This window comes from Streptomyces sp. NBC_01477 (genome assembly GCF_036227245.1).
Classification (GTDB): Bacteria; Actinomycetota; Actinomycetes; order Streptomycetales; family Streptomycetaceae; genus Actinacidiphila.
On the sequence record NZ_CP109445.1, the window covers coordinates 4946463 to 4971256 of the forward strand.

Sequence of the window (24794 nt, forward strand, 5' to 3'; positions counted from 1 at the left end):
AGCCCGCAGGTTGTTGACGTCCTACCGGACCCGCCGGCCTGCGCCCTGCCGTAGCCCGCAGGTTGTTCACGCCCTGCCGGAGCCCGCTCGGCCTACGCGTCGGTGAGCAGCGGGTCGTACGCCGTCGAATAGCGGCGGCCCGCCATGAAGGACAGGAAGTCCTTCACGAACGCGCTGCGGGAGCAGCGCGCCTCGGCGCCCGCGACCGTACGCCCGAAGCCGGTCCGGAAGAGCGCCCGGTATTCGCCCGCGTCGATGAACTGGTCGCCGTCCGCGTCGGTGACGTCGAAGAGCACTTCCGCGACCCTGATCAGCGCGGGACCCGCGAGCGAGGGCACGGCGGCGGCGTATTCCTCCCTGCTGACCCGGCCGTCCCCGTCGGCGTCGAGGGCCGTCTGGAGTTCCCGCCACCAGTCGGCGTAGGCGGTGTAGAGCCTGGTCTCGGCCGGCTCGTCCAGATCGAGCCGGGAGGCCAACTCCCGTGCCATGGCCGCGAGATCGGGCCAGTCCAGGAAACCGTCCCCGGTCTGGTCCAGCACCTCGGCGAAGAACTGGTCGGCGCTGCGCCGCGGTTCGGCCGCCCCGGCGGGGCCGCGCTGCGCGGGGAGGGGCGCGACCAGCCGTACGAAGGCACCGGCCCGCTTCATACGGGCGCGCAGCGCGGTGACCGTCGCGTACCGGGGGTCGTCGCTGTCCGCGGACAGTGACATCAGGTTGGTGAGGTAGTCGGTCTGCAGCCAGCCCTCGGGCAGGAAGCGGGCCAGGCCCGCGGCCATGTACGCGCTCTGCATCAGTGTCTGCGCACCGGGGATCTCGGGCAGCCCCGCCCGCCGCCGGAAGGGCTCGGGCAGCGAGGCCACGGTGATCGCGCCGATGGCCGGCCCGGCGAGGGCCCGCCCCGCCGCCCACACCGTCGGCAGGCCGCCCAGCAGGGGCGGCGCGGGCAGATGATCGAAGAGCCGGTAGAGGATGATGCGCAGCGCCTCGGTGTTCTCCAGCTCCTGCGCCACCACACGGTCGTAGTACGGCCAGAACTCCTGCACCGTGGGCGGCAGATGACCGGCCTGGTCGCCCAACACGACCAGGAACGCCCGGAACTCGGCGTACAGCTGCTCCATGGCCGCCGGTTCGAGCGGCTGACCGCTGAGCCGGCACATCGTGACGGAGCTCTCGAAGAGCGTCGCGACCACCCACGCGCGGACCTCGGGGTCCATCGCGTCGTAGGGCCGGCTCCGCTCGTCGGTGCCGCTCAGCCGCGCGTGCATGCGGTTGAGCCGGGCCGCCTCCCGCCGCCGGACGTCGTCGTCGGTGCCGAACATGCGCTGGAGGCTCACCAGGGTGTTGCGCAGCCGGCGCCACGGGTGCGTGACGAAGGTCGAGTTGTCGATCAGGGCCGCGCCGATCTGCGGGTGGGCGGCCTCCAGCACCGTGGCTCTGACCATGGCCAGCGCCCAGCGCGGATCGTTGAAGAACCGGTGGAACTGCGAGTCGGGTCCGAAGAGGGACCCGGGCGGTTCTTCGGGCGTACGGGTGCTGCTGCCGTTGTCCGTCACGGGTGTCGGTCTCCGTTCGCGTGCGGCGGCACGCCGCCGAAGCGGCGATCGCGTTGCTGGTAGGTGTGCAGGCACTCCAGGAAGTGCGGTCCGCGGAAGTCCGGCCAGAGGACCGGCGGGAAGACCCACTCGGCGTAGGCCACCTGCCAGAGCATGAAGTTGGAGATGCGCTGCTCGCCCGAGGTCCTGATGACGAGGTCCACATCGGGTGTGTCGGGGAAGGGCAGATGGGCGGCGAAGTGCCGCTCGTCCACGTCGTCGGCGGCCGTCCCGCTGCGGATCAGCGACCTGGCCGCCTCGACGATGTCCTGCCGTCCGCCGTGGTCGAAGGCCACGGTCAGCGTCATGCCCCGGTTCGCGTCGGTCAGCGTCATCAGGTCGGCGAAGTCCCGGGCCAGCGGCGCGGGGATCCTCGGGTCCGCCACGCCGAGGAAGCGGCAGCGGATGCCGCGCGCGTGCAGCAGCGGGGCGTGCTTGCGCACCACCCGGCGCACCAGGTGCATGAGGAAGTCGATCTCGTCGCTCGGGCGCCGCCAGTTCTCGGTGGAGAAGGCGTACAGGCTCAGCCACTTCACCCCGGCGGTGCGCGCCGCCTCGATCACGTCGATCACCGTCGTCTCCGCCGCCCGGTGGCCCGATGTGCGCGGCAGCGAACGCTGTTGCGCCCAGCGGCCGTTGCCGTCCATCACGCACGCGACGTGCCGCGGCACATCCCGCCGCCGTTCCGCACCGGCCGGGCGGCGCGGCCGGTGTAACGCAGGCGGTGCCGCCGAGCCGCCGCTGTCCCCGCCCACTGCCACAGGTGCTCCCCGGGCTGTCACAGCACGGCCCCTCTCCGTCGCGCACCCTCGCGCCCCCGGTGTCCTGCTGTGCAGCGTGCCGGTCCCCGGCCGCGGGCACCCTGTGAACCGGTTGGATTCACCCGTCGCACGCCAGTCCGATTTCCGGCGGATGGGCCGTGCCCCGGGGAAGGACCGTGGGCCGGGCCTCGGGACTACGCCTCGGCCGGGGCCTGCGCGCAGGACGGGCACAGCCCGCGGTAGGTGACCTCGGCCGCGGAGACCGTGAAGCCGAAGCGTTCCGCCGCGGGCAGGTCGGACAGCGGGTCCCGGGTGGGGTGGACGTCGCGGACGGTGCCGCAGGAGGAGCAGACCAGGTGCTGGTGCGGGTGGTGCGCGTTCGGGTCGTAGCGCCGGGCGCGGCCGTCGGTGGACACCTCGACGACCTCGCCGAGCGAGACCAGCTCGCCCAGCGTGTTGTAGACGGTGGCCCGGGAGATCTCGGGCAGCTGCTGGGCGGCGCGCGCGTGCACCTCGTCGGCCGTGAGGTGGACGTGGTCGCCGTCGAGGACCTGCGCGACGACGCGTCGCTGGGAGGTCATCCGCCAGCCGCGCCCTCGCAGTCGTTCCAGCAGGTCACTCATATCGGTTCACCTGTCACCTGTTCGGTTCGCGGGATACCCGAACTTTATCAGCGGACGTCCGTTTTTCGATAGGGTACGTGATTGGGGTGCTTCTTGACTTGGACTGTGTCCATTGTAGGATCGGTTCCGGCGGTAGCCAAGGGACAGGACGACACCAGTACGACCGGAGATCCGGCGGGGCGAAAGACCCCGGCGGGCCCGCGCGCGGCGCCGACCTGCGGGTGCCGCTCCGCTCGTCCTGCGCCCGGCCGTTCCGCCGCCCCGCAGTGCCCGAGCCCGTGATCCGCCTGGTCCGGAAGGATTTCCATGACTGAGAACCATGACGCAATCGTCGTAGACGCGAAGACGGAGGGCGCGGAGAGCGCGGGGGGCTGCCCGGTCGCGCACACGCGCGCCCCGCACCCGACGCGGGGCGAGGGCAACCGGGCGTGGTGGCCGGAGCGGCTCAACCTCAAGATCCTTGCCAAGAACCCCGCGGTGTCCAACCCGCTCGGTGAGGAGTTCGACTACGCCGAGGCCTTCAAGAGCCTCGACCTGCCGGCCGTGAAGCAGGACATCGCCGAGGTGCTGACCACCTCGCAGGACTGGTGGCCGGCCGACTACGGGCACTACGGCCCGTTCATCATCCGCATGGCGTGGCACAGCGCGGGCACGTACCGGATCAGCGACGGCCGCGGCGGCGCCGGCGCCGGGCAGCAGCGCTTCGCGCCGCTCAACAGCTGGCCCGACAACGCGAACCTCGACAAGGCCCGCCGCCTGCTGTGGCCGGTCAAGAAGAAGTACGGGCAGAGCCTGTCCTGGGCCGACCTGCTGGTGCTCGCCGGCAACGTCGCCCTGGAGACGATGGGCTTCGAGACCTTCGGCTTCGGCGGCGGGCGCGCCGACGTCTGGGAGCCCGAGGAGGACGTCTACTGGGGTCCCGAGACCACCTGGCTCGGCGACGAGCGCTACACCGGCGACCGCGAGCTGGAAAGCCCGCTCGGCGCGGTCCAGATGGGCCTGATCTACGTCAACCCCGAAGGCCCCAACGGCAACCCGGACCCGCTGGCCTCGGCCCGCGACATCCGTGAGACCTTCCGCCGGATGGCGATGAACGACGAGGAGACCGTCGCCCTGATCGCGGGCGGCCACACCTTCGGCAAGACCCACGGCGCAGGCCCGGCCGACAACGTCGGCGCCGACCCCGAGGCCGCCCCGCTGGAGGCCCAGGGCCTCGGCTGGAGCAACGCGTACGGTACGGGCAAGGGCGGCGACACCATCACCAGCGGCCTCGAAGGCGCCTGGACGAACACCCCGACCACCTGGGACAACAGCTTCTTCGAGATCCTGTTCGGCTACGAGTGGGAGCTGTCCAAGAGCCCGGCGGGCGCCCACCAGTGGAAGCCGAAGGACGGCGCCGGAGCCGGCACCGTACCCGACGCGCACGACGCGGCGAAGATCCACGCGCCGACGATGCTGACGACCGACCTCGCGCTGCGCGTCGACCCGTCCTACGAGCAGATCTCGCGCCGCTTCCTGGAGAACCCCGCGGAATTCGCGGACGCCTTCGCCCGCGCGTGGTTCAAGCTGACCCACCGCGACATGGGCCCCGTCGTGCGCTACCTCGGCCCCGAGGTCCCGTCCGAGACGCTGGTGTGGCAGGACCCGGTCCCCGCGGTGACGCACGAGCTGGTCGACGCGGCCGACATCAGCGGCCTCAAGGAGCGGATCCTCGCCTCCGGCCTGTCGGTGTCCCAGCTGGTCTCCACCGCGTGGGCCTCGGCCTCGACCTTCCGCGGCAGCGACAAGCGCGGCGGCGCCAACGGCGCCCGCATCCGCCTTGAGCCGCAGAAGGGCTGGGAGGTCAACGGACCCGACGGGCTGCCCACCGTGCTGCGCGCCCTGGAGAGCATCCAGGAGGGCTTCAACTCCGCGCAGACCGGCGGCAAGCAGGTCTCCCTCGCCGACCTGATCGTGCTGGCCGGCGGCGCCGCCGTCGAGAAGGCCGCCAAGGACGCGGGCTTCACCGTCGAGGTGCCCTTCACCCCGGGCCGTACCGACGCGTCGCAGGAGCAGACCGACGTCGAGTCCTTCGCCGCGCTGGAGCCGGCCGCCGACGGCTTCCGCAACTACGTCGGCAAGGGCACCCGCCTGCCGGCCGAGTACCTGCTGCTCGACCGGGCGAACCTGCTGACCCTGAGCGCCCCCGAGGCGACCGTCCTGGTCGGCGGCCTGCGCGTGCTGGGCGCCAACCACCAGCAGTCGAAGCACGGCGTCCTCACCACGACCCCGGGTGTGCTGACGAACGACTTCTTCGTCAACCTGCTCGACCTGGGCACCACGTGGCAGCCGACGGCCGAGGACGGTGCCTCCTTCGAGGCCCGCGACGCGGCCACCGGCGAGGTCAAGTGGACCGGCACCCGCGCCGACCTGGTCTTCGGCTCCAACTCCGAGCTGCGCGCCGTCGCGGAGGTCTACGCGAGCGACGACGCGAAGGAGAAGTTCGTCCGCGACTTCGTCGCGGCCTGGGTCAAGGTCATGGACCTGGACCGCTTCGACCTGGTCTGACCTGGCCCGACCTGGTCCGAGCAGCGCCACGACCCGCCCGGGGTGTCCCGGCCGGCCCGCGAGGGCCGGCCCGGGGCGCCCCGGGCCGGGTCGTTTCCGTCGGCCGCCCACGACCGCCGTACGCACCCGGCCCGTACCCCGGCCCCCGTTGTGTCCGATCGATGACCGGATCAGACTATGAGAGGGGACTTACGTGCGACCGAGGGCGACAGGGGGCACCCGTCGCCGCGGTCGAAGGGAGGGATCCGATGCAGTTCATCGTCTTCATGACGCTGCCGGGACTGGTCATTCTGCTGTCGGCGGTGGCGTTCGTCGACCAGGTGCTGCTGCGGCTCGGCCGCGCCCGCGTCCTGCCGTGGCGCGGGGCCGGGCGGCAGGGCCAGATCTCGGCAACCGGCTTCGAGCAACTGCACGCCAGCTTCTCGCCGGGCAAGCAGAACGAACTGGACCAGCGGAAGACCACGCTCATGCTGCGCGACGACCAGGGCGACGGCGCCCCGCCCCGCTCGAAGGTCGACCTGGACCAGGGCACCGCGCTGATCCGCGTCCGCCGGTAGCGGCTCCGCCGAGGGCCGGCGCGGCTCCGTGGCGGCGGGCGGGGCGCGGCTCAGTACCCGCCGCCCCCGGAACTCGACGACGGTGACGACGTGGAGGTGATCTGCTTGCCGTCCGTCCCCAGCACGTACCATTTGGCGCCGAAGTTGTTCAGGCCCTGGCCGTTGACGTCGCCGGGCTTGGCGTCGCCGGCGAACCGGTAGAGCGGGTGGCCCTTGTACGTCACCTGTGTGCTGCCGTCCGAGCGCTTGCTCGTGGAGAGCAGCTTGCTCTGGACCCCGCCGGACGCGGTCGGCTTGCCCGTCACGACCAGCGGCGGCCACGCCGTGGCGCAGGCGCCCGTGCAGGTGGACTTCGAGGTCTTGTCGGCCTGGAAGAGGTAGAGCGTGAGGTTCTTGTCGTTGACGAGGACCTTGCCCAGCGGCACCGACTTGGTCGTGACCGTCGCGGGAGCGGCCTTCGCGGCGTCCTCCAGCGCGACCGACCTGCTGGTCGCGGCGGGCGCCGTAGCGGCGGCGGACGAGCCGGTGCTGCTGCCGGAACAGGCGGTCGCCGCGGCGGCGGCGAGCACCGTGCCCGCGGCGGCGATGACTCTGACGTGGTGCCTCACGGCGACTCCTCGGATCCTCGGCTCCGGCCGCCAGGAGTTGGCGGACGGCGACCCGCCTCGTCGGGGCCGCGGCTTCCACTACACGCCGCGGCCCGCCGTCCGGCCACACGGGAGCGCCGTCCGGGGTACGCGGCCCCCGGCGTACCGCCCGCGGGTCACTCGCGCGGTCTGGCGCGGACGTGCATGCGCTCGCCCTGCCTGCCGAAGAGGCTGAGGATCTCGGCAGGTTGACCGTCGGCGCCGCTGAACCAGTGCGGCAGCCGGGTGTCGAACTCGGCGGCCTCGCCCGCCTCCAGCGTCAGGTCGTGGTCGGCCAGGACGAGCCGCAGCCGGCCGTGCAGCACGTACAGCCACTCGTACCCCTCGTGCGTCCGCAGATCGGGTTCGCTGCCCCGGTCCGGAACGATCATCTTGTACGCCTGCAGGGGGCCGGGACCGCGGGACAGCGGTACGACGGTGCCGCCGTTGGGCATCGAGCGCGGGGCCAGCCGTACCCGTGGGTCGCCCACCTCCGGCGCGCCGACCAGGTCGTCCAGCGGTACGCGGTAGGCGGCGGCGAGCGGGAGCAGCAGCTCAAGGCTGGGGCGGCGCAGGCCGGACTCCAGCCGGGACAGGGTGCTCTTGGAGATGCCGGTGGTCTCGGAGAGCGCGGCCAGGGTGAGGTTGCGCTTGGCGCGCAGCCGCTTGAGCCGGGGGCCGACCTCGTCGAGCACGGCTTGGTGGGGCGGGATGTCCATACGGGCATTCCACCGCGCCGTCCCGGAAACGGCAACAAGAGTTGCCGCCTACCGCCGGGCAGGCGCAGGCTGCCCGGCATGAGCGCTGACGAATCCGCCCACGGGCACGACGGGCACGACACGCACCACGGTCATCATGGCCACGGCCACAACACCGAGCTGGACTGGGGGGTCCTGGCCGACCAGCTGGAAACCGCCGGTGAGCTGCAACTCCCGGTCCTGCGCGACACCGCGGCACGGCTGCGCGACCTGCTCGGGCCGCGGCACGAGGTCCGCCGCGTCTTCGACGTCGGCAGCGGGCCCGGCGTGATGACCTGCGTCCTGGCCGAGGAATTCGGCGACGCCGAGGTGGTCGCCGTGGACGGTACGCAGGCGCTGCTCGACCGCGCGCTGGCCCGCGCGGACGGGCTCGGCCTCGGCGGCAGGGTCGCGGTACGGCTCGCGGAGCTGTCCGACGGCCTCGGCGACGGGCTCGGCACCGCCGACCTGATCTGGTCAAGCAAGGCGGTGCACCACCTCGGCGACCAGCAGGGCGCGCTCGACGCCCTCGCCGGTGCGCTGCGGCCCGGCGGCGTGCTCGCCGTGGCCGAGGGAGGTCTGCCCATGCGCTTCCTGCCGCGCGACATCGGCATCGGCCGGCCCGGGTTCCAGTCCCGGCTGGACGCGGTGGGGGAGGACTGGTTCGCGACGATGCGGGCCGAGCTGCCCGGCAGCAGCGCCGTGGTCGAGGACTGGCCCGCCATGCTCCGCCGGGCCGGCCTGGTCGACGCAACGAGCTTCACCACCCTGCTGGACCTCCCCGCCCCCCTTTCCACCCCGGCCCGCGCCTACCTGCACGCCCACCTGACCCGCCTGCGCGACGGCATGAGCGCGGCCCTCCCTCCGGAGGACCTCACCACCCTCGACGCGCTCCTCGCCCCGGCCGCCCCGGCGTCCCTCCTCACCCGCCCCGACGCCTTCCTCCTGGCGGCCACCACAACCTTCACGGCCACCCGCCCGACCTGACCACCCCGCAGCCGCGCCGGAGGCCACGCACCCGCGGGCGCGTGGCCGTGACGCCGGCCTGCCACGGCAGGGGGCGCCCGCCTGGGGGCGCGGGGAACTGCGCGCCCAGCCTGGACGGCGGGTTGGTCGCCCGGCCACAGGAGGTGGCACCCCCGCAGCGCGCCGAGCCCGGACGGCGGTCGGCCGGCCTGCCACGGCAGGGGGGCGCCCGCCTGGGGGCGCGGGGAACTGCGCGCCCAGCTGGGACGGCGGGTTGGTCGCCCGGCCACAGGAGGTGGCACCCCCGCAGCGCGCCCAGCCGGGACGGCGGGTTGGCCGCTAGGCCACAGGAGGTGGCACCCCCGCAGCGCGCCCAGCCGGGACGGCGGGTTGGCCGCTAGGCCACAGGAGGTGGCACCCCCGCAGCGCGCCGAGCCCGGACGGCGGGTCGGTCACCACCGCCCGCCCATCCGCGCGCAGGCCGCGCAATCGCGCACGAGCGTCCTAGGCCCACCCGTCGCGCGTACCCATCGCCTGGGTGAGGGCGACGGCGAACAGCCCGCCCGCGTGAGCGCGAGGAGCAGCACCGCCGCCTCCGCGCGAAATCGATCGCGTCGGAGGCCAGTTGCGCCGCCGGGCAGCACGAAGTCACCGGCCACGAACGGCCCTTCTGCGGCCCGCCGCCGCCGCGGTCTTGCTCGGTGCGCCCCCCCGCGATGACGACTCCGGCGATCTGCCGGCGCACGGCGGCGGGCGCGTCGTCGATCGCCCGCTCCAGCGCGGCATCGGCGATCGGCAGCCGGAGCGAGGCCGTGAGCGCGTGGCCGCGCACCGCGGCGTCGGGGCCGGCGAGCCGCTCCTCCAGGAAGCCGATCTCCCCGCCGACCGACGCCGCGACGACGGCGGGCCTGCGCCCGTACCCACCCCCGGGTCTCCAACTCAGCGCGCGGCGGCCCTAGTTGGTCCCGCCCGTGGCGGTCCCGCCCTCGCGCGACGAGGGCGGCCGTTTTCATGGCGCCGACGGCCCTGGGCGGCCACGGTGTCGAGGGTCACCCGGAAGGGTGTCTCTGGCATATGCCAGAAAAATCTTGCCAGGTCTGCGGCACCGCGTGCCAGGCGTGCGCGGCGGCGTGGCGATCATCCGCGCAGGCCATGGCCGTACGGCGGCCCCCGGTGCCGAAGTCGTACGGCTCGCCTTGCCGTTGAGGGCTCCCTCAACCGTGGGCACTACGCGGTGTTACGCACGACTCGCTCTCCGGCACCGCTACCATGGCTCGCAGCTGCCTGACTCTGCACCGGATATCGCCCGAGCACGACGCGGACCCCCCGGGGGTCCACGGACTGCGTGGTCTCCGTTCCGCAGACAGAAGGGAGTTCCCTCCATGCCCGATCACCAACAGGGCGATGGGGGTCGCAAGAAGCGTCAGTGGTGGGCATCGGCCAAACAATGGTTCGGTGCGAGCGGACGGTTTGTCGTGGCGGTGGCGAGGTTCTTTCGGGACCTGATCGACATCGCCGGCTTCATCGACCGCCACCTGTAACGGTGTGGCCCCCACCGGGGTCGCCCGGTAGGGGCCACATCTTGCGACCGGAAGCGCTTCGCCCTGTCTCAGGCGCCAACCATGGGGACGGGCGGGGCGCTTCCTTGCGTTGCGCGATCTTCGGTCGAGCAGTCGGTCTGTCGGCCTCTCGGCGCGGTCGCTGCGGTTGTGATCTGCGTCACGTCACGAGGGGTTCGTCCCCATAGTGCCCTTTCCGTCACGCGATGCGCCACACGATCGGGGCGGACCGGCGTTGGGCAGGGGCCGTACGCACTGCCATCACCGCAGGCCGCAAGGGGGAGCTGTGACAGAGGTCACAACGACGAGGTGCCATGAAGTCACCCGTCCGGGGTCGCCCGAACGGCAGAACTCCGTTGGCACACCCCCAAATCGAGGCCAACGGTGTTTCATGATGCCAGCCCGCCGGGCCTGCTTCCAGGCCGCCAAGGCGAAAGATGTCCCGGCCGACCTGCGAAATTGCCTCAGGGGGTGACATATCGCGGGCGTCCCGGCAATTGCGGATGCACGTGCAGAGGCCGTTGCACGGCGGCTGTGACCTGCCGGGGAGCGGCTCCGCCAGCGAGCTGCCGACCGGGCCGGAACGGAGTTTCCCACCTGTCCGCATTCTGGACACGACCCGCCTGCGGCGCGCGAAGCCACCCACCCTGCCGGGTGCGTTCGACCTGCGGTCGGCGGAGTCCCCGTCACCGCCCGGCCCGGTCCGGCCGCGCTCTTCGGGACCGGGCGGCCCCGCTCGCCCGGCTCGGGCCGGCCGCCCCCGCCGGGTGGCGGACCGGCCGTGTCGGACCACGCTGCCGCCCCCGCCGGGAGGCTCGGGCCGGCCGCGCTCGGGTCGGCCGACCGCCCCCCGGCAGGGGAAGCGTCAGCGGTGTTCCGCTGCCTCGCCCGCGTCCGCAGGCTGCGCGCCCGCGTCCGCCTCCGGTGGCTGGGCGACATACGTCGTGATGCGGTCGGCCAGTGTCGCGTGTTCCGGCTCGGTCAGGCCGGTCAGTGCCCGGTCCAGGATGGCCTCGACCAGAGCCCAGCGTTCGTCCACCCGGCTCTGGGTGGCGGCGGAGCCGGTCGTGGGGTCAGGGCCCGGCGCCGAGCCGACTCGGTTCCGTACCGCTTCGGCCTCGGCGTCCCGCAGCGTGTTGGCGGCACCGTCGCGGCCGGCCGCCTCCAGTTGCTCGGCGGTGACGCCGACCGCTCTGGCCATTCGCGCCAGCGTCTCGTCGGGGCTGCGAACCGCCACCTTCGTGCGGCTGACGAGCTGGAAACCGGAGACCAGTTGCCGCCATCTGGCCTCGCTCAGTCCGGCGCGTTTCGCGGCCTCCCGCTGTGAAAGCCGGGCGGCCACCTGGGCGCGCTTGATCAATAAACCCTCGGGGGGAGCAATGGGTGGCTCTGTCATGAGGTGAGCTTCGCACAACTACGCAGCCAGTGTCCACTCCTTCGCCGGATTTGGCCCACTCTCACCCACCGCGACCTGCGCAGACCGCGCTAGTACGCGAGAAGAGTTCGCGTAGTCTAAACGTAGTACCTTGTTTTTCGCGGTACTACGCGGTACTTTTTCCCCATGGCATCGCGCACCCGACCGAGCAGGCTTCACCAGGAGCCCGAAGCGGTCACCTGGGCACGCAAGAAGGCGGGCTTCACCAAGCGGGCCCTCGCCGAACTCGTCGGGATCTCCGAGCAGCTGATGGGCGAGATCGAATCCGGCTGGCGCAGCGCGACCCCGGCCAACCTCATCAAGATCGCCGACGCCCTGAACTGCCCGATCGTCGTCCTGGAGCGCAAGCGCCACGCCGACGGCGCCTCGCCCCCGGCCGGCTGAAGCCGCCCCCGGCACCTGTCGGCCGGCCAGAGCGACCTGGCACCGGAGGCCCCGGCAGCCGGAAGCGGCCGGGAGCCACTAAAGTGCGCGGGTGCACAGCGATCACCGAACCCCGCGTACCTTCCGCCTGATCGTCACGGGCGGAGGCACCGGCGGCCACACGTACCCCGCCCTGACGGCGATCCGAACGCTCCAGGCCCGGCTCAACGCCGACGGCCGCGCGCTGGACGTGCTGTGGATCGGCACGGAGCAGGGTCTTGAGGCCCGGGTCGCCCGGACCGAGGGCATCGCCTTCACCACGGTCGCCACGGGCAAGGTCCGCCGCTCCAGCAACCCGCTCAAGATGGTCTCGCCCGCGAACGTGCGGGACATGGCGCGCGTACCGCTCGGCATCGCGCAGGCCAGGAAGGTCGTCTCCGACTTCGGCCCGGACGTCGTCCTGGCCACCGGCGGTTACGTCGCCGTCCCCGCCGGGCTGGCCGCCCGGATGTGCCGCCGCCCCCTGGTGCTCCACGAGCAGACCGTGCGCCTCGGCCTGGCCAACCGGCGGCTCGCCGGCTCGGCAACGCGCATCGCGGTCTCCTCGGAGTCGTCGCTGCTGCTCCTGCCCGAGGCGGCGCGCAAACTCGCCGTCGTGACGGGCAACCCGATCCGCCCCGCGGTGCTCGCCGGCCACGCGGACAAGGCGATCGAGGCGCTGGAGCTGCGCGGCTTCGACCGGCGCCTGCCGACGGTGTACGTCACGGGCGGCGCACAGGGCGCGCAGCAGATCAACGAGGTGGTGAGCGGCGCGCTTCCGTGGCTGCTGGAGCGCGCGAACGTCGTGCACCAGTGCGGCCCCGACAATGTCGCGGAATTGCGCCGGCGCGCGGCCGGCCTCCACCCCGGGCAGGCGGCCCGCTACTACGTGACCGGCTTCGTCGGCCCGGAACTGCCCGACGTTCTGGCGCTCGCCGACGTGGTGATCTCCCGGAGCGGGGCCGGCACCCTCGCGGAGCTGACCGCGCTGGGCAAGCCGGCGATCTTCGTCCCGCTCGCCTCCTCGGCCGGGAACGAGCAGGCGCACAACGCCCGCCACCTGGAGGAGTCCGGCGCCGCCGTCGCCCTCCTCGGCGAGGTCACCGCCGACACGCTGCGCGCCGCTGCCCACCCGCTGCTGTCCGACCCGGCACGGCGGGCCGCGATGGCCCAGCGCTCCCGCGCCCACGGCCGCCCGGACGCAGCCGAGCGACTCGTGGACGTCATCCTCTCCGCCTCCTCCTCCGGGTGAGCCGCCCCTCCTCCGGGTGAGCCGCCGCCCGCCCGGGACCTGCCCCCGCCCGGACGTCAGCGGCTGGGGCCGGCCGGTGGGGCGGCGGCGGCCGGGACGCGTTCCAGGACGCCGCCCGCGAAGGTGTCGTAGAGCGGCAGCGTCTCCAGATGGACGTAGCCGATGTGGCAGTCGCACACCGCCAGCGGGCAGGCCCGCGGGCGCAACGCCGCCCGGTAGCTGCCGTCGTACAGGTTGCCCAGCTCCGCCCGCACGAAATGGCAGCGCCGCACCGTGCCCCCGCCGTCGACCGAGATCACCGACTCGCCGGTGCGGCACGGCAGTCCTGCGCTGCGGTGCGGGTGCCTGCTGTACGGGAAGAGCGGGTCGAGCGCGGTCCACCGGTCCGCCTCGGCGTCGGTGTACGTACGGCCCTCCGCCGCGTTGACCCACAGGTACACGTGCTCCGGCAGGTCCGCGCGCAACCGGCTGGCCGCGTCGAGGTGTTCCGGCAGCCCGACCACGCCGACGCTGTGCCGGACCCCGCGCGCCGCCAGGTCGTGGCAGGCGGCGCGGAAGCGCTCGTACGGCACCTGGTCGGGGTGGTAGGTGCACCACAGGGCGACGGTGTCCAGGTCGGCGTCGTCCAGCCAGTTCGTACGGGCGCCCAGGTTGGTCTGGATCGCCACCCGCCGGATGTGCGGCAGCCGGCTCAGCTCGGCGAGCGTGCTGCGGTACCAGGACCTGACCAGCGCCTCGCCCCACGGGGTGAACAGGATCGACAGGCGGTCGCCGGTCTGCTGCCCGGCCCAGTCCGCGAACCGCGCCAACGCGGCCCGGTCGGCGGCCAGTTGCTCGCGGCTGTCGCGGCGCTTGGCGAACGGGCAGTAGGGGCAGTCGAAGTCGCAGGAGGCCAGCGGACCCCGGTAGAGGACGGTCAGATCCACGGCCGCCCCCTCACTTCGCGTCGTAGGCGGCCATCGCGGCCCGCACCGCGGGTGAGAACAACTCCGGTCCCACCGCGTCGGAATGGGCCAGCCCCTCCGGCGAGAGCCGCAGCAGGTCGGGACCCGCCGCCGCGTCCAGCCAGCCGCGGGCGTCGAAGAGGGCGAGTTCCGGCCCGAAGTCGTCCTCGGGGCGGCGGCCGAAGCGGGCGGTGTAGTCGGCCACCGGCATGCCCTGCGCCTGGAGCAGCGATTGGAGCAGATGGCGGCGGCGGGCCTCGCCGCCGCCGATCGCCCGGCCGAAGTCGGCGTGGCCGAAGTCCGCGGCGGGGCGGGCCACATAGTCGTCGATGATCGCCCGGACCTCGCCCGGGCCGACGGCGTAGTCGAAGCTGTAGTGCAGTTCGGCGGTGTACGAACGGGCGCCGCAGCCGAGGCCGATCATGCCGTCGGTCTGGCACGCGTGATCGGCGCCTGCGCCTTGGCCGGCGTCGCCGCCCGGGTGCGGGCCGCCCCGCCTGCGGAACATCCGCATCGACACCTGCTCGTAGCCGCTGCCGAGCAGCAGATCGCGGCCCGCCCGGTACAGCCGCAGCCGCTGCTCGTCCCAACCGGCCTCCGTCAGCGTGGAGTCCAGCCGGTGCAGGCCGGTCAGCGGGCGGACGTAGAGCGGGTAGAGATACAGCTCCTCCGGGCGCCAGGCCAGGGCCGCGTCCAGCGAGGAGCGCCAGGAGCGCTCGGTCTGGCCGTCGATGCCGTAGATCAGGTCGATGTTGAGCACCGGGAAGCCGGCCTCGCGTATCCGCCCCAACGCCGCCTCGACCTCGGACCGTTGCTGCTTGGGGCGGACCGCCGCGCGGGCCTCGGCCGCGTCGAAGGTCTGGACGCCCAGGCTCAGCCGGGTGGTGCCGCGTGCGGCGAGCACCGCGAGCCGGTCGGCGGTCGCGGTCGCGGGTGACGCCTCGACCGACAGCGGCACCGCACGCAGGTCGGCGCCCATGCGGTGCTCGGCGATGTCGAACAGCCGCTCCAGCTCGGCCGGTTCGAGGAAGGTCGGGGTGCCGCCGCCGAAGGCCGCCGCGGTGAAGCGCGGCGCCGTCCCGTCGCCGAGCGCGTCCCGTACGGCCGCCGCCTGGCGGTCCAGCGCGTCGAGATAGCCCGCGACCAGGCCCTCGGGGGCGCCGATCCGGGTGAAGAGGTTGCAGAAGCCGCAGCGCACCTCGCAGAACGGGATGTGCAGATACAGCGCCAGCGAGTCCTTGGGCTCGCCGGCCCACAGGTCCCGCAGCGCGGGGCGCGGACGCAGCCGGCCGTAGGCGGTCTTGTGCGGGTAGGCGTAGACGTAGCTCTGATACGGCCGCGGCGGGGCGTCGGCCGGTGTGTCCAGGACGGTCATCTGGCCGGTGCCTCCGGGGAGTTCAGGGACTTCGGTTGCCCCGAGGGTTCCCGGGACCCCGGGGGTGCCGGGGATGCCGGGGACTCCAGGGCCTTCGCGGGCTTCGGAGACTCCGGGGTCTCCGAGGACTCCAGGAGGAAGTGGGCGTACGGCACGGTCCACACGGTCTCGTGGCCGATCCGGTGGCCGGTGTGGCCGTCCTCGCCGTACGCGGTGCCGTGGTCGGAGCACACGACCGCGAAGCAGCGGCGGCGGCTGCTCGCCGCCGCGAAGAGCCGGCCGATGTGCCGGTCGACGTACTCCAGCGCGGCGGCGTGGCTGGCCCGGGTGTCGCCCGACTCACGCGTGGCGCCGGGCAGATGGAACCAGTTGGGCTGGTGCAGCGCGGCGACGTTGACGAACAGGAACAGCGGCTGATGGCGCGGGGTGCGCGCGACGACCCGCTCGGCGCGGTCCACCTGCGAGGCGAAGGACGTCGGCGACGCCACCCCGAACTCCGGTTCCCAGTGGCTCTCCTGGAACAGCCCCGGCAGCACCGACCCGAGGGCGCCCTGCTTGTTGAAGAAGCCGACCCCGCCGACGCAGGCGGTGCGGTAGCCGACCGCCGCGAGGCCCGCCACCAGGTTCGGCGCGTCGAAGACCCAGGTGCCGCCCGCCGTCGTCTCGCTCCCCGCGAACCGCGCGGCGAACAGCCGCGGATGCGCTCCGGGGGCGGCGGGCGTGGGCAGGAACCCGGCGAAGATCGCCTGATGCGACGCATAGGTGAAGCTCCCCGGCGCGTGCCGCTCCTCCCACCTCCCGCCCGGCAAGTGCGCCGCCAGATTCGGCAGCCGCCCGTCCGCGGCCAGTTCGGCGGCGACGTCGTAGCGGAGCGTGTCGAGCGTGACGAGCAGCAGGTCGTGACTGCCGATGACCCGGTTCATGTCGAGCGCGGGTTCGCCGGGCGCGGCCACGGGGGACGCCGGGCCGCTGCGCGGCGCCTGCGCGCGGCCGGGGGCGTCCCCGGCCGGGGCGGCTCCCTGAGCCCGTACGGGGGCGGCGCCAGCCCGTACCGGGGCTGCGTTCGGCTGCTCAGGCCGCGGCATCGGCGGCCTCCCCGCGCAGGACCGCCGCGACCTGGGCGGCGTAGGTGTCCAGGCCTTCCGCGCCGCTCGCCGGGAGGCCGGTCAGGCGGGGGAGGAGGTCGCCGAAGGCGTTGACCTCGGCGACGGCGAAGCGGCGCCAGTCCGCCGCGGGCAGCACGTCGACCCCGACGCACAAGGTGCCGGGGAAGCACGCGGCGGCGCCCTCGGCGGCGGCCACCGCGTCGGCCCAGCTCCCGCCCGCGGCGGCCACCGCGGCCCGCAGCCGGGTCAAGTCGCCCCGGGAGCCGCCGAGGTGGAGGTTGGTCATGGGGTGCCGGCTGGTGCGGGCCACCGCGTGCGTGGCCCTGCCGCCGACCACGACCAGCCGCAGGTCGCACACCCGGCCGTCGAGCGCCGCCTTGGGCAGCCAGCGCTCGACGTGCAGCCCGTCGGGGGCCAAGGCGTCGATCAGCGCGGCCACTTCCCGCTCCGCGCGGTATTCGCGGACCCGCAGCGAATTGAACAGCCCTCCGCCGGGGGCGGTCTCCACCGACGTCACCGCCTTCACCCGGCCCGCGCCGCCGAGCGCCAGTGCCACCACGCCCGACGCCGACGAGCCGTGCGCGGGCTTGACGAAGGCGCGCGGCACCCGTGCCGCGGCCAGCCGCGCCCTGAGGTCGTCCCAGCCGGTCACCGGCGACCGCGGGGTGCCGGCGGCCCACGGCACGGGGACGCCGGCCGCGGCGAGCCGGGCGTGGCAGCGCCGCTTGTCGAACATCACGGCGATGTCCGCCGGGTCGTCCAGCAGCCGCGCCCCGGCGCCCACCGCGGCCCCGGCCAGTTCGGCGACCACCGCGGTGAACCGCGCGTACCACCGGGCGCCGCCCTCCACCCGGGTCGGGTCGCCGGGGCCGCGCAGCAGCGAGTCGACCTGCGGGTCCTCGCCGGGCGAGTCGATCCGTACGACCTCGCCCGGCCGGAACCCGAACTGTCCGCGCAGGACGTCCCGCCAGCCCAGCACCCGGGGCGTGGGCAGCCCGGCGGCGCGTACGGCGTCGGCGAACAGTGCCACGCGGCGGTTGTCCGGGTTGCCGACCACGGCGAAGCGCACGCGGGCGGCGCCGGTCACTCCCCCACCGCGGTGTAGCGGTGGACGTCCCCGTCGTCCTCGTACTCATAACCGCGCTCGTCGAGGTCGACCTCGACGCCGGCCGGCTCCAGCGCGTCCCGCACCCGCTGGGCGACGTCGTCGCCGACGAAGTTGTGGTGCAGGTCGAGCCAGGACAGGTGGGTGAGCGGCTGGCCGGCCAGCAGCGCCGCCGCGCCCTCGTCGGTGAGCACGCCGAGCGACAGGTCGAGCGACTTCAGCCGGGCCACGATCGGCGCAGCGGCGAGCGCGGCGGCTATCCCGTCCTGGATCTCGCTGTTGCGCAGGCCCAGGTGCCGCAGCGCGGGCAGGCGTTCGCCGGTGAGGATCGGGGCGAGGTCGGCGACGGTCGCGTCGCCCCCGTAGCTGTCCACGCCGAGCCACAGCTCCAGGAACTCCAGCGCAGGCAGGTCGCTCGCGGCGACGGCCTGCACCACGCCCGCGGGCAGCCCGCCCGCCTCGATGGCCAGCGTCCGCAGGTGCTCGTGCCGTACGGCGGTGAGGGCCAGGCCGGTGCCGCCCCTGACACCCAGCTCGCGCAACCGCGGATACGCGGCGAGCAGCGGTGTCACATCGCTCTGGGTGATCCAGGAGATCTCCGACTCCTCCATCACCAGGTCGCCGACGAAGACCGCCGCCAGGCCGGTCAACTGCTCACGCGCGTCGACCAGCAGCCGGATCGCCGCGCCGGAACTGTCCTCGTAGACCTCGCCCCACGCGCCGACGACGACCGCCCGCACCCCGGCGGGCTCGACCGCGCCGAGGAAGCGCTGCCACAACTGCTCGTACGACTCCTGCGGACCTTCCCCCCACGGATCGACGGCCAGCCGCCACGCCACCGCCCCGGCCTCCGGCAGCCCCGACGCGTCCTCCCCCTGCGCGGGAAAGTCGAAGACGGGCAGGCCGTGCAGTTCCTTCAAGTGCTCTACGGCGGACATGTCGCTGATCTCCTGACGCGGACGGCTCGTTCGGGGCGGACGGCTCGATAGGACGATTTCTACCAACGCCCACTGACATCCCCCCGACCGGGTGCACCACGAGGCCCCACCCGGGGTCGGGTGGGGCCTCGCTGGGGTGGGGAGTGGGGCGGTCAGTGCAGGACGACCGGGACGGGTGCCTGGTCGGGCTCCGACGTGGCGTCCGTGTCCGTGCTGGAGGCGACCCTCACCGTGCTCGGGCGGCCGGCGGTGACGAAGGTCAGGGCGATCAGCGCGGCGACGGCCTCGATGGCGACGGCCCACCAGATCGCGTGGGTGTAGCCGTGCACCAGGCTGCGGGCCTGGAGCAGCTTCGCGCCGCCGGCGCCCGCCGCGTGGGTGGCCAGGTAGCCGGTGGTCGCCGACGCGGCGATCGTGTTCAGCAGCGCCGTGCCGATCGCGCCGCCGACCTGCTGCGAGGTGTTGACCATCGCGGAGGCGACACCCGCGTCACGCGGCTGCACCCCGGTGGTGGCCAGCGACATGGCCGGCATGAAGGCCGTACCCATGCCCAGGCCCAGCAGCACCAGACCCGGCAGGATCACGCCCGGGTAGGACGAGCCGACGCCGAGCCGGGTCAGCAGCAGCATCGCGACCGCGGCCAGGGCGAAGCCGGGCGCCATCAGGGCGCGGGCCGGCAGCCGGTTGACCAGCCGGGCGCCGATCTGCGTGGACCCCACGACGAAGGCGGTGACCATCGGCAGGAAGGCGAAGCCGGTCCTGATCGCGGAGTAGCCCTGGACGACCTGGAGGTAGTAGGTCAGGAAGAGGAAGACCCCGAACAGGCCGATGATGGCCAGGCCAAGCGAGAGGTACGTACCACCGCGGTTGCGGTCGGTGACCACCCGCATCGGCAGCAGCGGGGTGCGCACCTTCGACTCGACCAGGCCGAACGCGGCGAGCAGTACCACGGCCGCGACGAACAGGCCGATCGTGGACGCGGCCGACCAGCCGGCGGTCTCGGCGCGCGTGAAGCCGTAGACCAGCGAGACCAGGCCGAGCGTGGACAGGACCACACCGGGGATGTCCAGCGGGGACCGGTTGCGGCCCTCCGCGGGCTCGCGGATCACGAAGTACGCGCCCAGGGCGGCGATCACCGCGAAGGGGATGTTGGCGAAGAAGGTCCAGCGCCAGTTGAGGTATTCGGTCAGTACGCCGCCGAGCAGCAGCCCGACCGCGCCGCCGCCGCCCGCGATGGCGCCGAAGACGCCGAAGGCCTTGGCCCGCTCCTTGGCGTCGGTGAAGGTCACCGCGAGCAGTGACAGGGCCGCGGGCGCGAGCAGCGCGCCGAAGGCACCCTGCGCGGCGCGCGAGCCGAGCAGCATCGCCTCGTTGCCGGCGACACCGCCGATCGCGGAGGCGAGCGCGAAACCGGTCAGGCCGGTGACAAAGGTGCGCTTCCGGCCCCACAGGTCGGCGATCCGGCCGCCGAAGAGCAGCAGTCCGCCGAAGGCGAGGGCGTAGGCCGTGATGACCCACTGCTTGTTCGCGTCGGAGATGCCGAGGTCGTGCTGTGCGCTCGGCAGCGCGATGTTCACGATGGTCGAGTCGAGCACGACCATCAACTGGGCGAGGGAGATGAAGACCAGCGCTTTCCAGCGGCGGGGATCGGGAAGTCCCGCTTTGGCGGTGGCGGACATCGCTTGAGACATGGAGGTATCCACTTCGGTACGCGTAGGCACAAAAAGGAGGTCGCGGGAGCCGGGTTTCCTGGCGGGGCCGCCCGGCTCTTACGGGGTGCGCGCCGTCGCGCCGCCCGTTTCGTGATCGAGTTGATCGAGTTGATCGGAGTGAACGGGTTGCTCGGGGTGCGCCGGGTATTCGGCGTGCTCGGGGTATCCGGGGTACGGGGTCCTGAGGCCGTCGAGGAAGAGCTGCAGGTGGCGGTGGAGGTCGAGGCCCGTGCAGTCGATGCCGGGCAGCGGGCGGGTGAGCCGGGAGATGGCGACCATCAGGTCGTTGCGGGTCACGTCGGACCGCAGCCGGCCGTCCGTCCTGGCCCGTTCCATCAGCTCGTCGAGCGCGGTTTCGAGGCGTGCGGTCTGGACGCCGATCTGCGCGGAGCGGCTGCCGTCACCGTTGACGAGCAGTCCGCACAGGGCGCCGATGTTCTCGTCCACGGCGGTGTGCGCGAAGCGGCCGAGCGCGGCGCACGGGTCGCCGCCCGCGGCAGCCACCGCGGCTTCGGCCGCCGCGCGGTCCGCGGTGCGGGTGACGACGGACAGCATGACCGCGTGCGCCAGTGCCCGGCGGTCGGCGAAGTGCCGGTAGAGCGTGGCATTGCCGATGCCCGCGCGGCGGGCGATCTCGTCGAGCGGGGCGTCGGGGCCGTACTCGACGAAGGCGTCGCGTGCCGCCGCGACGATCCGCTCCCGGTTGCGCAGGGCGTCGGCGCGGGTCCGGTGCGTCCGGACCGCGGTGGGCTCCGTGGTGTCGGCCGCGCGGGCCGCGTCGGATGCCTCGGCCAGGTCGGCTGCGCCGGGTACGTCGGCTGCGCAAACTGCTGCGGTTGTGTCAGCGACAGTGGTCACCGTGGTCACTCCTCTCGACGGCCGGCACGGTAACCGGGGAATGGATCCCCGGTTTTTCATTCACGTGCATGTAACGGGGAGGGAGTCCCCGGTTATTTCGGCCTCGGAAGGTGACCTGCGTCACTCGTTCGGTGTCGGCCCGGTCGGCCCGCCCACCGCCCCGCGGTGAAGGCCACGGTCAGCACCGTCATCAGCGGCGCGGCCACCGCCACGTACGCCGTACGCAGCCAGGGCCGCCGCAGAGTCCAGCCGGCCGCCACCGTCCACAGCGGCCACCACAGCAGCGAGGCCCGCGGAATGGACATGTACCAGTACGACGTCCCCAGCGCCCACGAGCGGTCACGCACGACTCCCGGTCCCTTCCTCGCCCTCCCCCCGCATACGCCCGGGCGTCCCCGCCCGGTCTACACGGACGAGCAGAAAGACGATGTGACCCCGGTCACCGTAAAACCGCAGGCCGCAGGCCCGCCGGCCGCACCCGGACGGTCGGCGGACGCTGCCGCGAACCATGAGGGCGCGGACCTGCGGCTGGACGCCGGACGCCCCCGGCTTTGTGCGGCCGGCGGCGGCGGCGCGGCTCCTACGGCAGCATGTGCAGCGACTCCGCGCCGACCGGGCGGAAGCCCGCGGCCTGGAAGGCGCGGATGCTGCGGGCGTTGCCGGTGGCCTGCTGGGCCCAGACGGGTCCTGGCACGAGGTGGCGGGCGGCGGTCGCCAGGGCGCGGCCGAGGCCGCGGTGGCGGGCGTCCTCCTCGACCTCGACGGCGGCCTCCCAGCGCCCGGCGACCCCGCGGCCCAGCACGAGCAGGCCGCCGTCCGCGGCCCACACCCGTACGTCGTCGCGCCGCCCCAGCGCGCGGACCACCCGGGGGTGCCCGGGATCCTCGACCTCCCGCAGCGGCAGCGGCGGTTCACCGCTCAGCGGCGGCGCCACGGTCAGCAGGTCGACGGTGTCCGTCCGCCGGCCCGACCGTTCGAGCAGCGCGGCCAGGAACCGCGGATTCATCGCGGCGGCCAGCGCGTCGCAGTCCGCCGCGGCCAATTGCGCCCGCACCCACGCCGGATCCTCGTCGGTGAAGACCACCGAGTGCGCCGTGAACGCGATCACCCCGGCGTCCCGCACCCCCGGCTGCCCCACCACGGTCGTCCCGCCATCCGCCGGCGGGAACTCCCCACCAGCGACGGCCTCCAGAATCTCCCCCAACGCGCTCCCCATACCGCCGCATCGTAATCCGCCCCCCTCGGCCGCCCCCCTTCGGAGCGGCGCCCGGCACCCGGCAAGCTCGCTCAGGGCGAGCCGCCGACCCTCCGCGCGCACCGGCACCGGCCGGGCTCAGCGCAGCGCATGGGCGTCGGCCCATCGTGCGATCGCCGCCGCGATCTCGGTGGGGCGGTCCTCGGCCGCGTGGTGGCCGGCCGGGCCGCAGACGGCGGTGGTGAGGGCGGCGATGTGGGTGGTGCACCAGGTCACGACGGGGGCGGCCATCAGGAGGGTGGGGGAGTCGGTGAAGGTGAGGAGGAGTTTGGGGACGTCGGGGGAGGTGGCCAGCCAGGTCCCGTAGGACTCGACGCGGGCGACGACCTCGGCGGGCTCGCCGTCGACCGGCATCTGGCGGGCCCAGGCCAGCAGCGGGCGGCGGCTGTCCACCGTGGGGTAGGGGGCGAGGTACGCGGCGAGTTCGGCCTCGGGCAGCGGGGTGCGGACACCGCCGGTGTAGGCGGTCCGCACCAGCGGGTTGTCGCCGGCGATCATCTCCTCGCCGCGGCCGGGAGTGCGCATCAGCCGGGTGCGCTCGCGGGCCTGGGGGGTGAGGTCGTCGCCGCTCAGCGGCCTGACGATGGTCTCGAAGAAGGCGATGCCCGCGACCCGGCCGGGGTGCCGGGCGGCCCAGTCGAAGGCCAGCGCCCCGCCCCAGTCGTGGCCGACCAGGACCACCCGGTCGAGGCCGAGTGCGTCGAACCAGGCGTCGAGGTAGCGGGCGTGGTCGGCGAAGGAGTACGGGATGTCGGGTTTGCCCGAGCGGCCCATGCCGATGAGGTCGGGCGCGAGGATGCGGCCGGCGCCGAGCCCGGGGGCGACATTGCGCCACACGCGGGATGTGCCGGGGTTGCCGTGCAGCAGGACGACGGGCGCGCCGCTGCCGGTCTCCTCGTAGTGGAGCGTCGAGTCGAGTACGTCGATCGCGGGCACGGGAGGCCTCCGGAAAAGGTTAGTGGCACGAATGTTAGGGCCACTAACGAACTTACATCGTTAGGGTCACTAACGCAACGGACTACACTCCCCGCCATGACCGACGCCCCCCGCCCCACCCCCGGCCGGCTGAGCACCCTGCCGAGCCGGCTGCTCGCGCAGGCCACCGTGCACAGCGAGCGGCTGGTCGGCGAGGGTCTGGCGGCGGTCGGCGCCCGCAAGTGGCATTACGCGGTGCTCGCCGCGTTGCAGGAGTACGGCCCGGCCAGCCAGGCGGAGTTGAGCCGGCGCGCCAGGATCTACCGCAGCGACATGGTCGCGGTGCTCAACGAACTCGCCGACGGCGGCTACGTCGAGCGCGCCCCCGACCGCGCGGACCGGCGGCGCAACGTCATCACGATCACCGCTCAGGGCCGCCGCAGGCTCGACACGCTCGATGGCCTGATCGCGACCCTCCAGGGCGAGTTGCTCGCTCCGCTCAGCGCGGCCGAGCGCGACGAGCTCGTCCGGCTGCTGACCGTGCTGGCCGCCCACCACGGCGACGGCATGTGATCGCGTCCGCACCCGGTCGGACTGCCGGGAGTTCGGCGTACGGTCGGTCGTACGCCGCCGGTTCCGCTTCCGCTTACGCGCGGCGCCGACGCCATCGCGAGGAGCAGCCGTGATATCGGAGCCGGAAATGACGGGAGGTCCCGACCAGGGCGGGGCCGAGGTGATCAGTGACGCCGACCGGGCGCCGCGGTGGGGCGGGGCGCTGGGCGGGGCGCGGCGCCCGTGGGTGTGGGGGGTCGGCGGGGTGGTGCTGGCGTCCGCGCTGTGGGCCGGCGGCCTGCGGCTGTGGTCCGCGCACCACAACGGGCGGCCCGACCTGCACGGTTACGTCCTGGGGGACAGCCCGTGCGGCGGCAGCACGCTGGCGCCGCTGACGCGGGCGCTGCGGGCGGCGGACTCGGCAGCGGTGTCCCCGGCGGCGGCCCGGCTCGGCCCGGCGCTCGACCAGATCCGCTGCACCCTGTCGGTGGGGGCCCCCGACAGCGGCGGCGGCATGGACCGCTACGAGATCTTCGTGACGATCGATCTGCACAAACGCACCGATCCGCGGCCGGAGTTCGACGACCAACTCCGGATCGACGGTACGGATCTGACGCCGGTGGAGTCCGCGCACCGGGTCGCGGGGCTCGGCGACGAGGCGGTCGCGCAGACGCTGAGCCGGCAGAGCGAGGAGCTGAAAGTCCTGCACGGGGGCGCGGTGTTCACCCTCACGCTCACCGGCTACGCCACCGACTACATCTCCGAGGACACCTTCGGCGCACTGCACGGCGGCCCCCGGCAGGTCGCCTCGGACGTCGGACGTTTCGAGTCCGCACTGGTCGACGCGATGCGGAATGTGATGAAAGGCCAGCAGAAGCCCCAGCGTTGACCCTTTACGGCTGAATTCTTCTCACCACTGCTGAACGCAGAATCTTGCGCAAGAAAGTTACTTTCTAGCAATGATGAGCGTGGATATT

22 protein-coding genes and 2 pseudogenes are annotated in these 24794 nt (G+C 73.4%); 8 read left to right on the forward strand and 16 right to left on the reverse strand.

What is annotated here, in order from left to right; genetic code table 11:
• Positions 1-92 precede the first annotated feature (92 nt).
• The 3 genes from OHA86_RS20875 to OHA86_RS20885 all read right to left on the reverse strand — a co-directional run bounded on the left by OHA86_RS20875 (position 93) and on the right by OHA86_RS20885 (position 2976).
• Entirely contained in the window at positions 93-1553 is a 1461-nt protein-coding gene (locus OHA86_RS20875; protein ID WP_329177475.1) for an oxygenase MpaB family protein, read from the reverse strand.
• The gene (gene uppS, locus OHA86_RS20880; protein WP_329177477.1) at positions 1550-2263 is read right to left on the reverse strand and encodes a polyprenyl diphosphate synthase; all 714 of its coding nucleotides are present in this window, start codon (positions 2261-2263) and stop codon (positions 1550-1552) included. The genes OHA86_RS20875 and uppS overlap by 4 nt, the downstream gene beginning before the upstream one ends.
• A gap of 284 nt (positions 2264-2547) precedes the next feature.
• Positions 2548-2976 (reverse strand): Fur family transcriptional regulator, encoded by a 429-nt coding sequence (locus OHA86_RS20885; protein ID WP_329177479.1) that lies wholly within the window; start codon positions 2974-2976, stop codon positions 2548-2550.
• A 306-nt stretch (positions 2977-3282) separates the two neighbouring features.
• Here OHA86_RS20885 and katG point away from each other — a divergent pair, with 306 nt between their 5' ends.
• Together katG and OHA86_RS20895 are read left to right on the forward strand one after the other, a co-directional pair.
• The gene (gene katG, locus OHA86_RS20890) at positions 3283-5523 is read left to right on the forward strand and encodes a catalase/peroxidase HPI (protein WP_329177481.1); all 2241 of its coding nucleotides are present in this window, start codon (positions 3283-3285) and stop codon (positions 5521-5523) included.
• Positions 5524-5771: 248 nt separating this feature from the next.
• Complete coding sequence (locus OHA86_RS20895; RefSeq protein ID WP_329177483.1) at positions 5772-6080, forward strand: DUF6191 domain-containing protein; 309 nt, start codon at positions 5772-5774, stop codon at positions 6078-6080.
• A 50-nt stretch (positions 6081-6130) separates the two neighbouring features.
• Here the strand turns inward: OHA86_RS20895 and OHA86_RS20900 are convergent, their stop codons facing one another.
• Both OHA86_RS20900 and OHA86_RS20905 read right to left on the reverse strand, forming a co-directional pair.
• Positions 6131-6688 (reverse strand): COG4315 family predicted lipoprotein, encoded by a 558-nt coding sequence (locus tag OHA86_RS20900; RefSeq protein ID WP_329177484.1) that lies wholly within the window; start codon positions 6686-6688, stop codon positions 6131-6133.
• 155 nt (positions 6689-6843) lie between these two features.
• Positions 6844-7425 (reverse strand): helix-turn-helix domain-containing protein, encoded by a 582-nt coding sequence (locus OHA86_RS20905; protein WP_329177485.1) that lies wholly within the window; start codon positions 7423-7425, stop codon positions 6844-6846.
• 78 nt (positions 7426-7503) lie between these two features.
• Between OHA86_RS20905 and OHA86_RS20910 the strand changes: the two genes are divergently transcribed.
• A complete protein-coding gene (locus OHA86_RS20910; RefSeq protein WP_329177486.1) occupies positions 7504-8430 on the forward strand; it encodes a class I SAM-dependent methyltransferase in 927 nt (308 codons plus the stop codon).
• A gap of 1361 nt (positions 8431-9791) precedes the next feature.
• Positions 9792-9950 carry a hypothetical protein gene (locus tag OHA86_RS20915; RefSeq protein ID WP_329177488.1) on the forward strand — a complete coding sequence of 53 codons (159 nt, stop codon included), beginning with the start codon at positions 9792-9794 and terminating at the stop codon, positions 9948-9950.
• Positions 9951-10833: 883 nt separating this feature from the next.
• Here the strand turns inward: OHA86_RS20915 and OHA86_RS20920 are convergent.
• Complete coding sequence (locus OHA86_RS20920; protein ID WP_329177490.1) at positions 10834-11364, reverse strand: helix-turn-helix domain-containing protein; 531 nt, start codon at positions 11362-11364, stop codon at positions 10834-10836.
• Between the two features lie 165 nt (positions 11365-11529).
• Between OHA86_RS20920 and OHA86_RS20925 the strand changes: the two genes are divergently transcribed.
• Together OHA86_RS20925 and OHA86_RS20930 are read left to right on the forward strand one after the other, a co-directional pair.
• Entirely contained in the window at positions 11530-11787 is a 258-nt protein-coding gene (locus OHA86_RS20925) for a helix-turn-helix domain-containing protein (protein ID WP_329177491.1), read from the forward strand.
• A 91-nt stretch (positions 11788-11878) separates the two neighbouring features.
• On the forward strand, positions 11879-13057 hold the full coding sequence (locus OHA86_RS20930; RefSeq protein ID WP_329177493.1) for a UDP-N-acetylglucosamine--N-acetylmuramyl-(pentapeptide) pyrophosphoryl-undecaprenol N-acetylglucosamine transferase: 1179 nt from the start codon (positions 11879-11881) through the stop codon (positions 13055-13057).
• Between the two features lie 56 nt (positions 13058-13113).
• Here OHA86_RS20930 and OHA86_RS20935 read toward each other — a convergent pair whose 3' ends face one another.
• The 10 genes and pseudogenes from OHA86_RS20935 to OHA86_RS20980 form a co-directional block, all read right to left on the reverse strand.
• Entirely contained in the window at positions 13114-13983 is an 870-nt protein-coding gene (locus tag OHA86_RS20935; protein ID WP_329177494.1) for an STM4011 family radical SAM protein, read from the reverse strand.
• A 10-nt stretch (positions 13984-13993) separates the two neighbouring features.
• Positions 13994-15376 (reverse strand): STM4012 family radical SAM protein, encoded by a 1383-nt coding sequence (locus OHA86_RS20940; RefSeq protein ID WP_329177496.1) that lies wholly within the window; start codon positions 15374-15376, stop codon positions 13994-13996.
• Between the two features lie 128 nt (positions 15377-15504).
• Positions 15505-16299 (reverse strand): annotated as a pseudogene (locus tag OHA86_RS20945) (STM4013/SEN3800 family hydrolase); the annotation flags it as partial.
• Between the two features lie 148 nt (positions 16300-16447).
• The gene (locus tag OHA86_RS20950) at positions 16448-17569 is read right to left on the reverse strand and encodes an STM4014 family protein (RefSeq protein ID WP_329177498.1); all 1122 of its coding nucleotides are present in this window, start codon (positions 17567-17569) and stop codon (positions 16448-16450) included.
• Complete coding sequence (locus tag OHA86_RS20955) at positions 17566-18525, reverse strand: STM4015 family protein (RefSeq protein WP_329177500.1); 960 nt, start codon at positions 18523-18525, stop codon at positions 17566-17568. The genes OHA86_RS20950 and OHA86_RS20955 overlap by 4 nt, the downstream gene beginning before the upstream one ends.
• Positions 18526-18677: 152 nt before the next feature.
• Positions 18678-20204: an MFS transporter gene (locus tag OHA86_RS20960; protein WP_329182490.1), complete on the reverse strand. Its 1527-nt coding sequence runs from the start codon at positions 20202-20204 to the stop codon at positions 18678-18680.
• Positions 20205-20294: 90 nt separating this feature from the next.
• Complete coding sequence (locus OHA86_RS20965) at positions 20295-21032, reverse strand: TetR/AcrR family transcriptional regulator (RefSeq protein ID WP_329182491.1); 738 nt, start codon at positions 21030-21032, stop codon at positions 20295-20297.
• A 155-nt stretch (positions 21033-21187) separates the two neighbouring features.
• A pseudogene (locus OHA86_RS20970) lies at positions 21188-21427 on the reverse strand (hypothetical protein); the annotation flags it as partial.
• A 248-nt stretch (positions 21428-21675) separates the two neighbouring features.
• Complete coding sequence (locus OHA86_RS20975; RefSeq protein ID WP_329177501.1) at positions 21676-22311, reverse strand: GNAT family N-acetyltransferase; 636 nt, start codon at positions 22309-22311, stop codon at positions 21676-21678.
• Between the two features lie 117 nt (positions 22312-22428).
• Positions 22429-23286, reverse strand: a complete 858-nt coding sequence (locus OHA86_RS20980) for a haloalkane dehalogenase (RefSeq protein WP_329177503.1) — start codon at positions 23284-23286, stop codon at positions 22429-22431.
• Positions 23287-23382: 96 nt separating this feature from the next.
• On the opposite strand from OHA86_RS20980, the gene OHA86_RS20985 reads away from it, so the two are divergent.
• Both OHA86_RS20985 and OHA86_RS20990 read left to right on the forward strand, forming a co-directional pair.
• Positions 23383-23838, forward strand: a complete 456-nt coding sequence (locus OHA86_RS20985) for a MarR family winged helix-turn-helix transcriptional regulator (RefSeq protein WP_329177505.1) — start codon at positions 23383-23385, stop codon at positions 23836-23838.
• A gap of 127 nt (positions 23839-23965) precedes the next feature.
• Positions 23966-24706: a hypothetical protein gene (locus OHA86_RS20990; protein ID WP_329177507.1), complete on the forward strand. Its 741-nt coding sequence runs from the start codon at positions 23966-23968 to the stop codon at positions 24704-24706.
• Positions 24707-24794 lie beyond the last annotated feature (88 nt).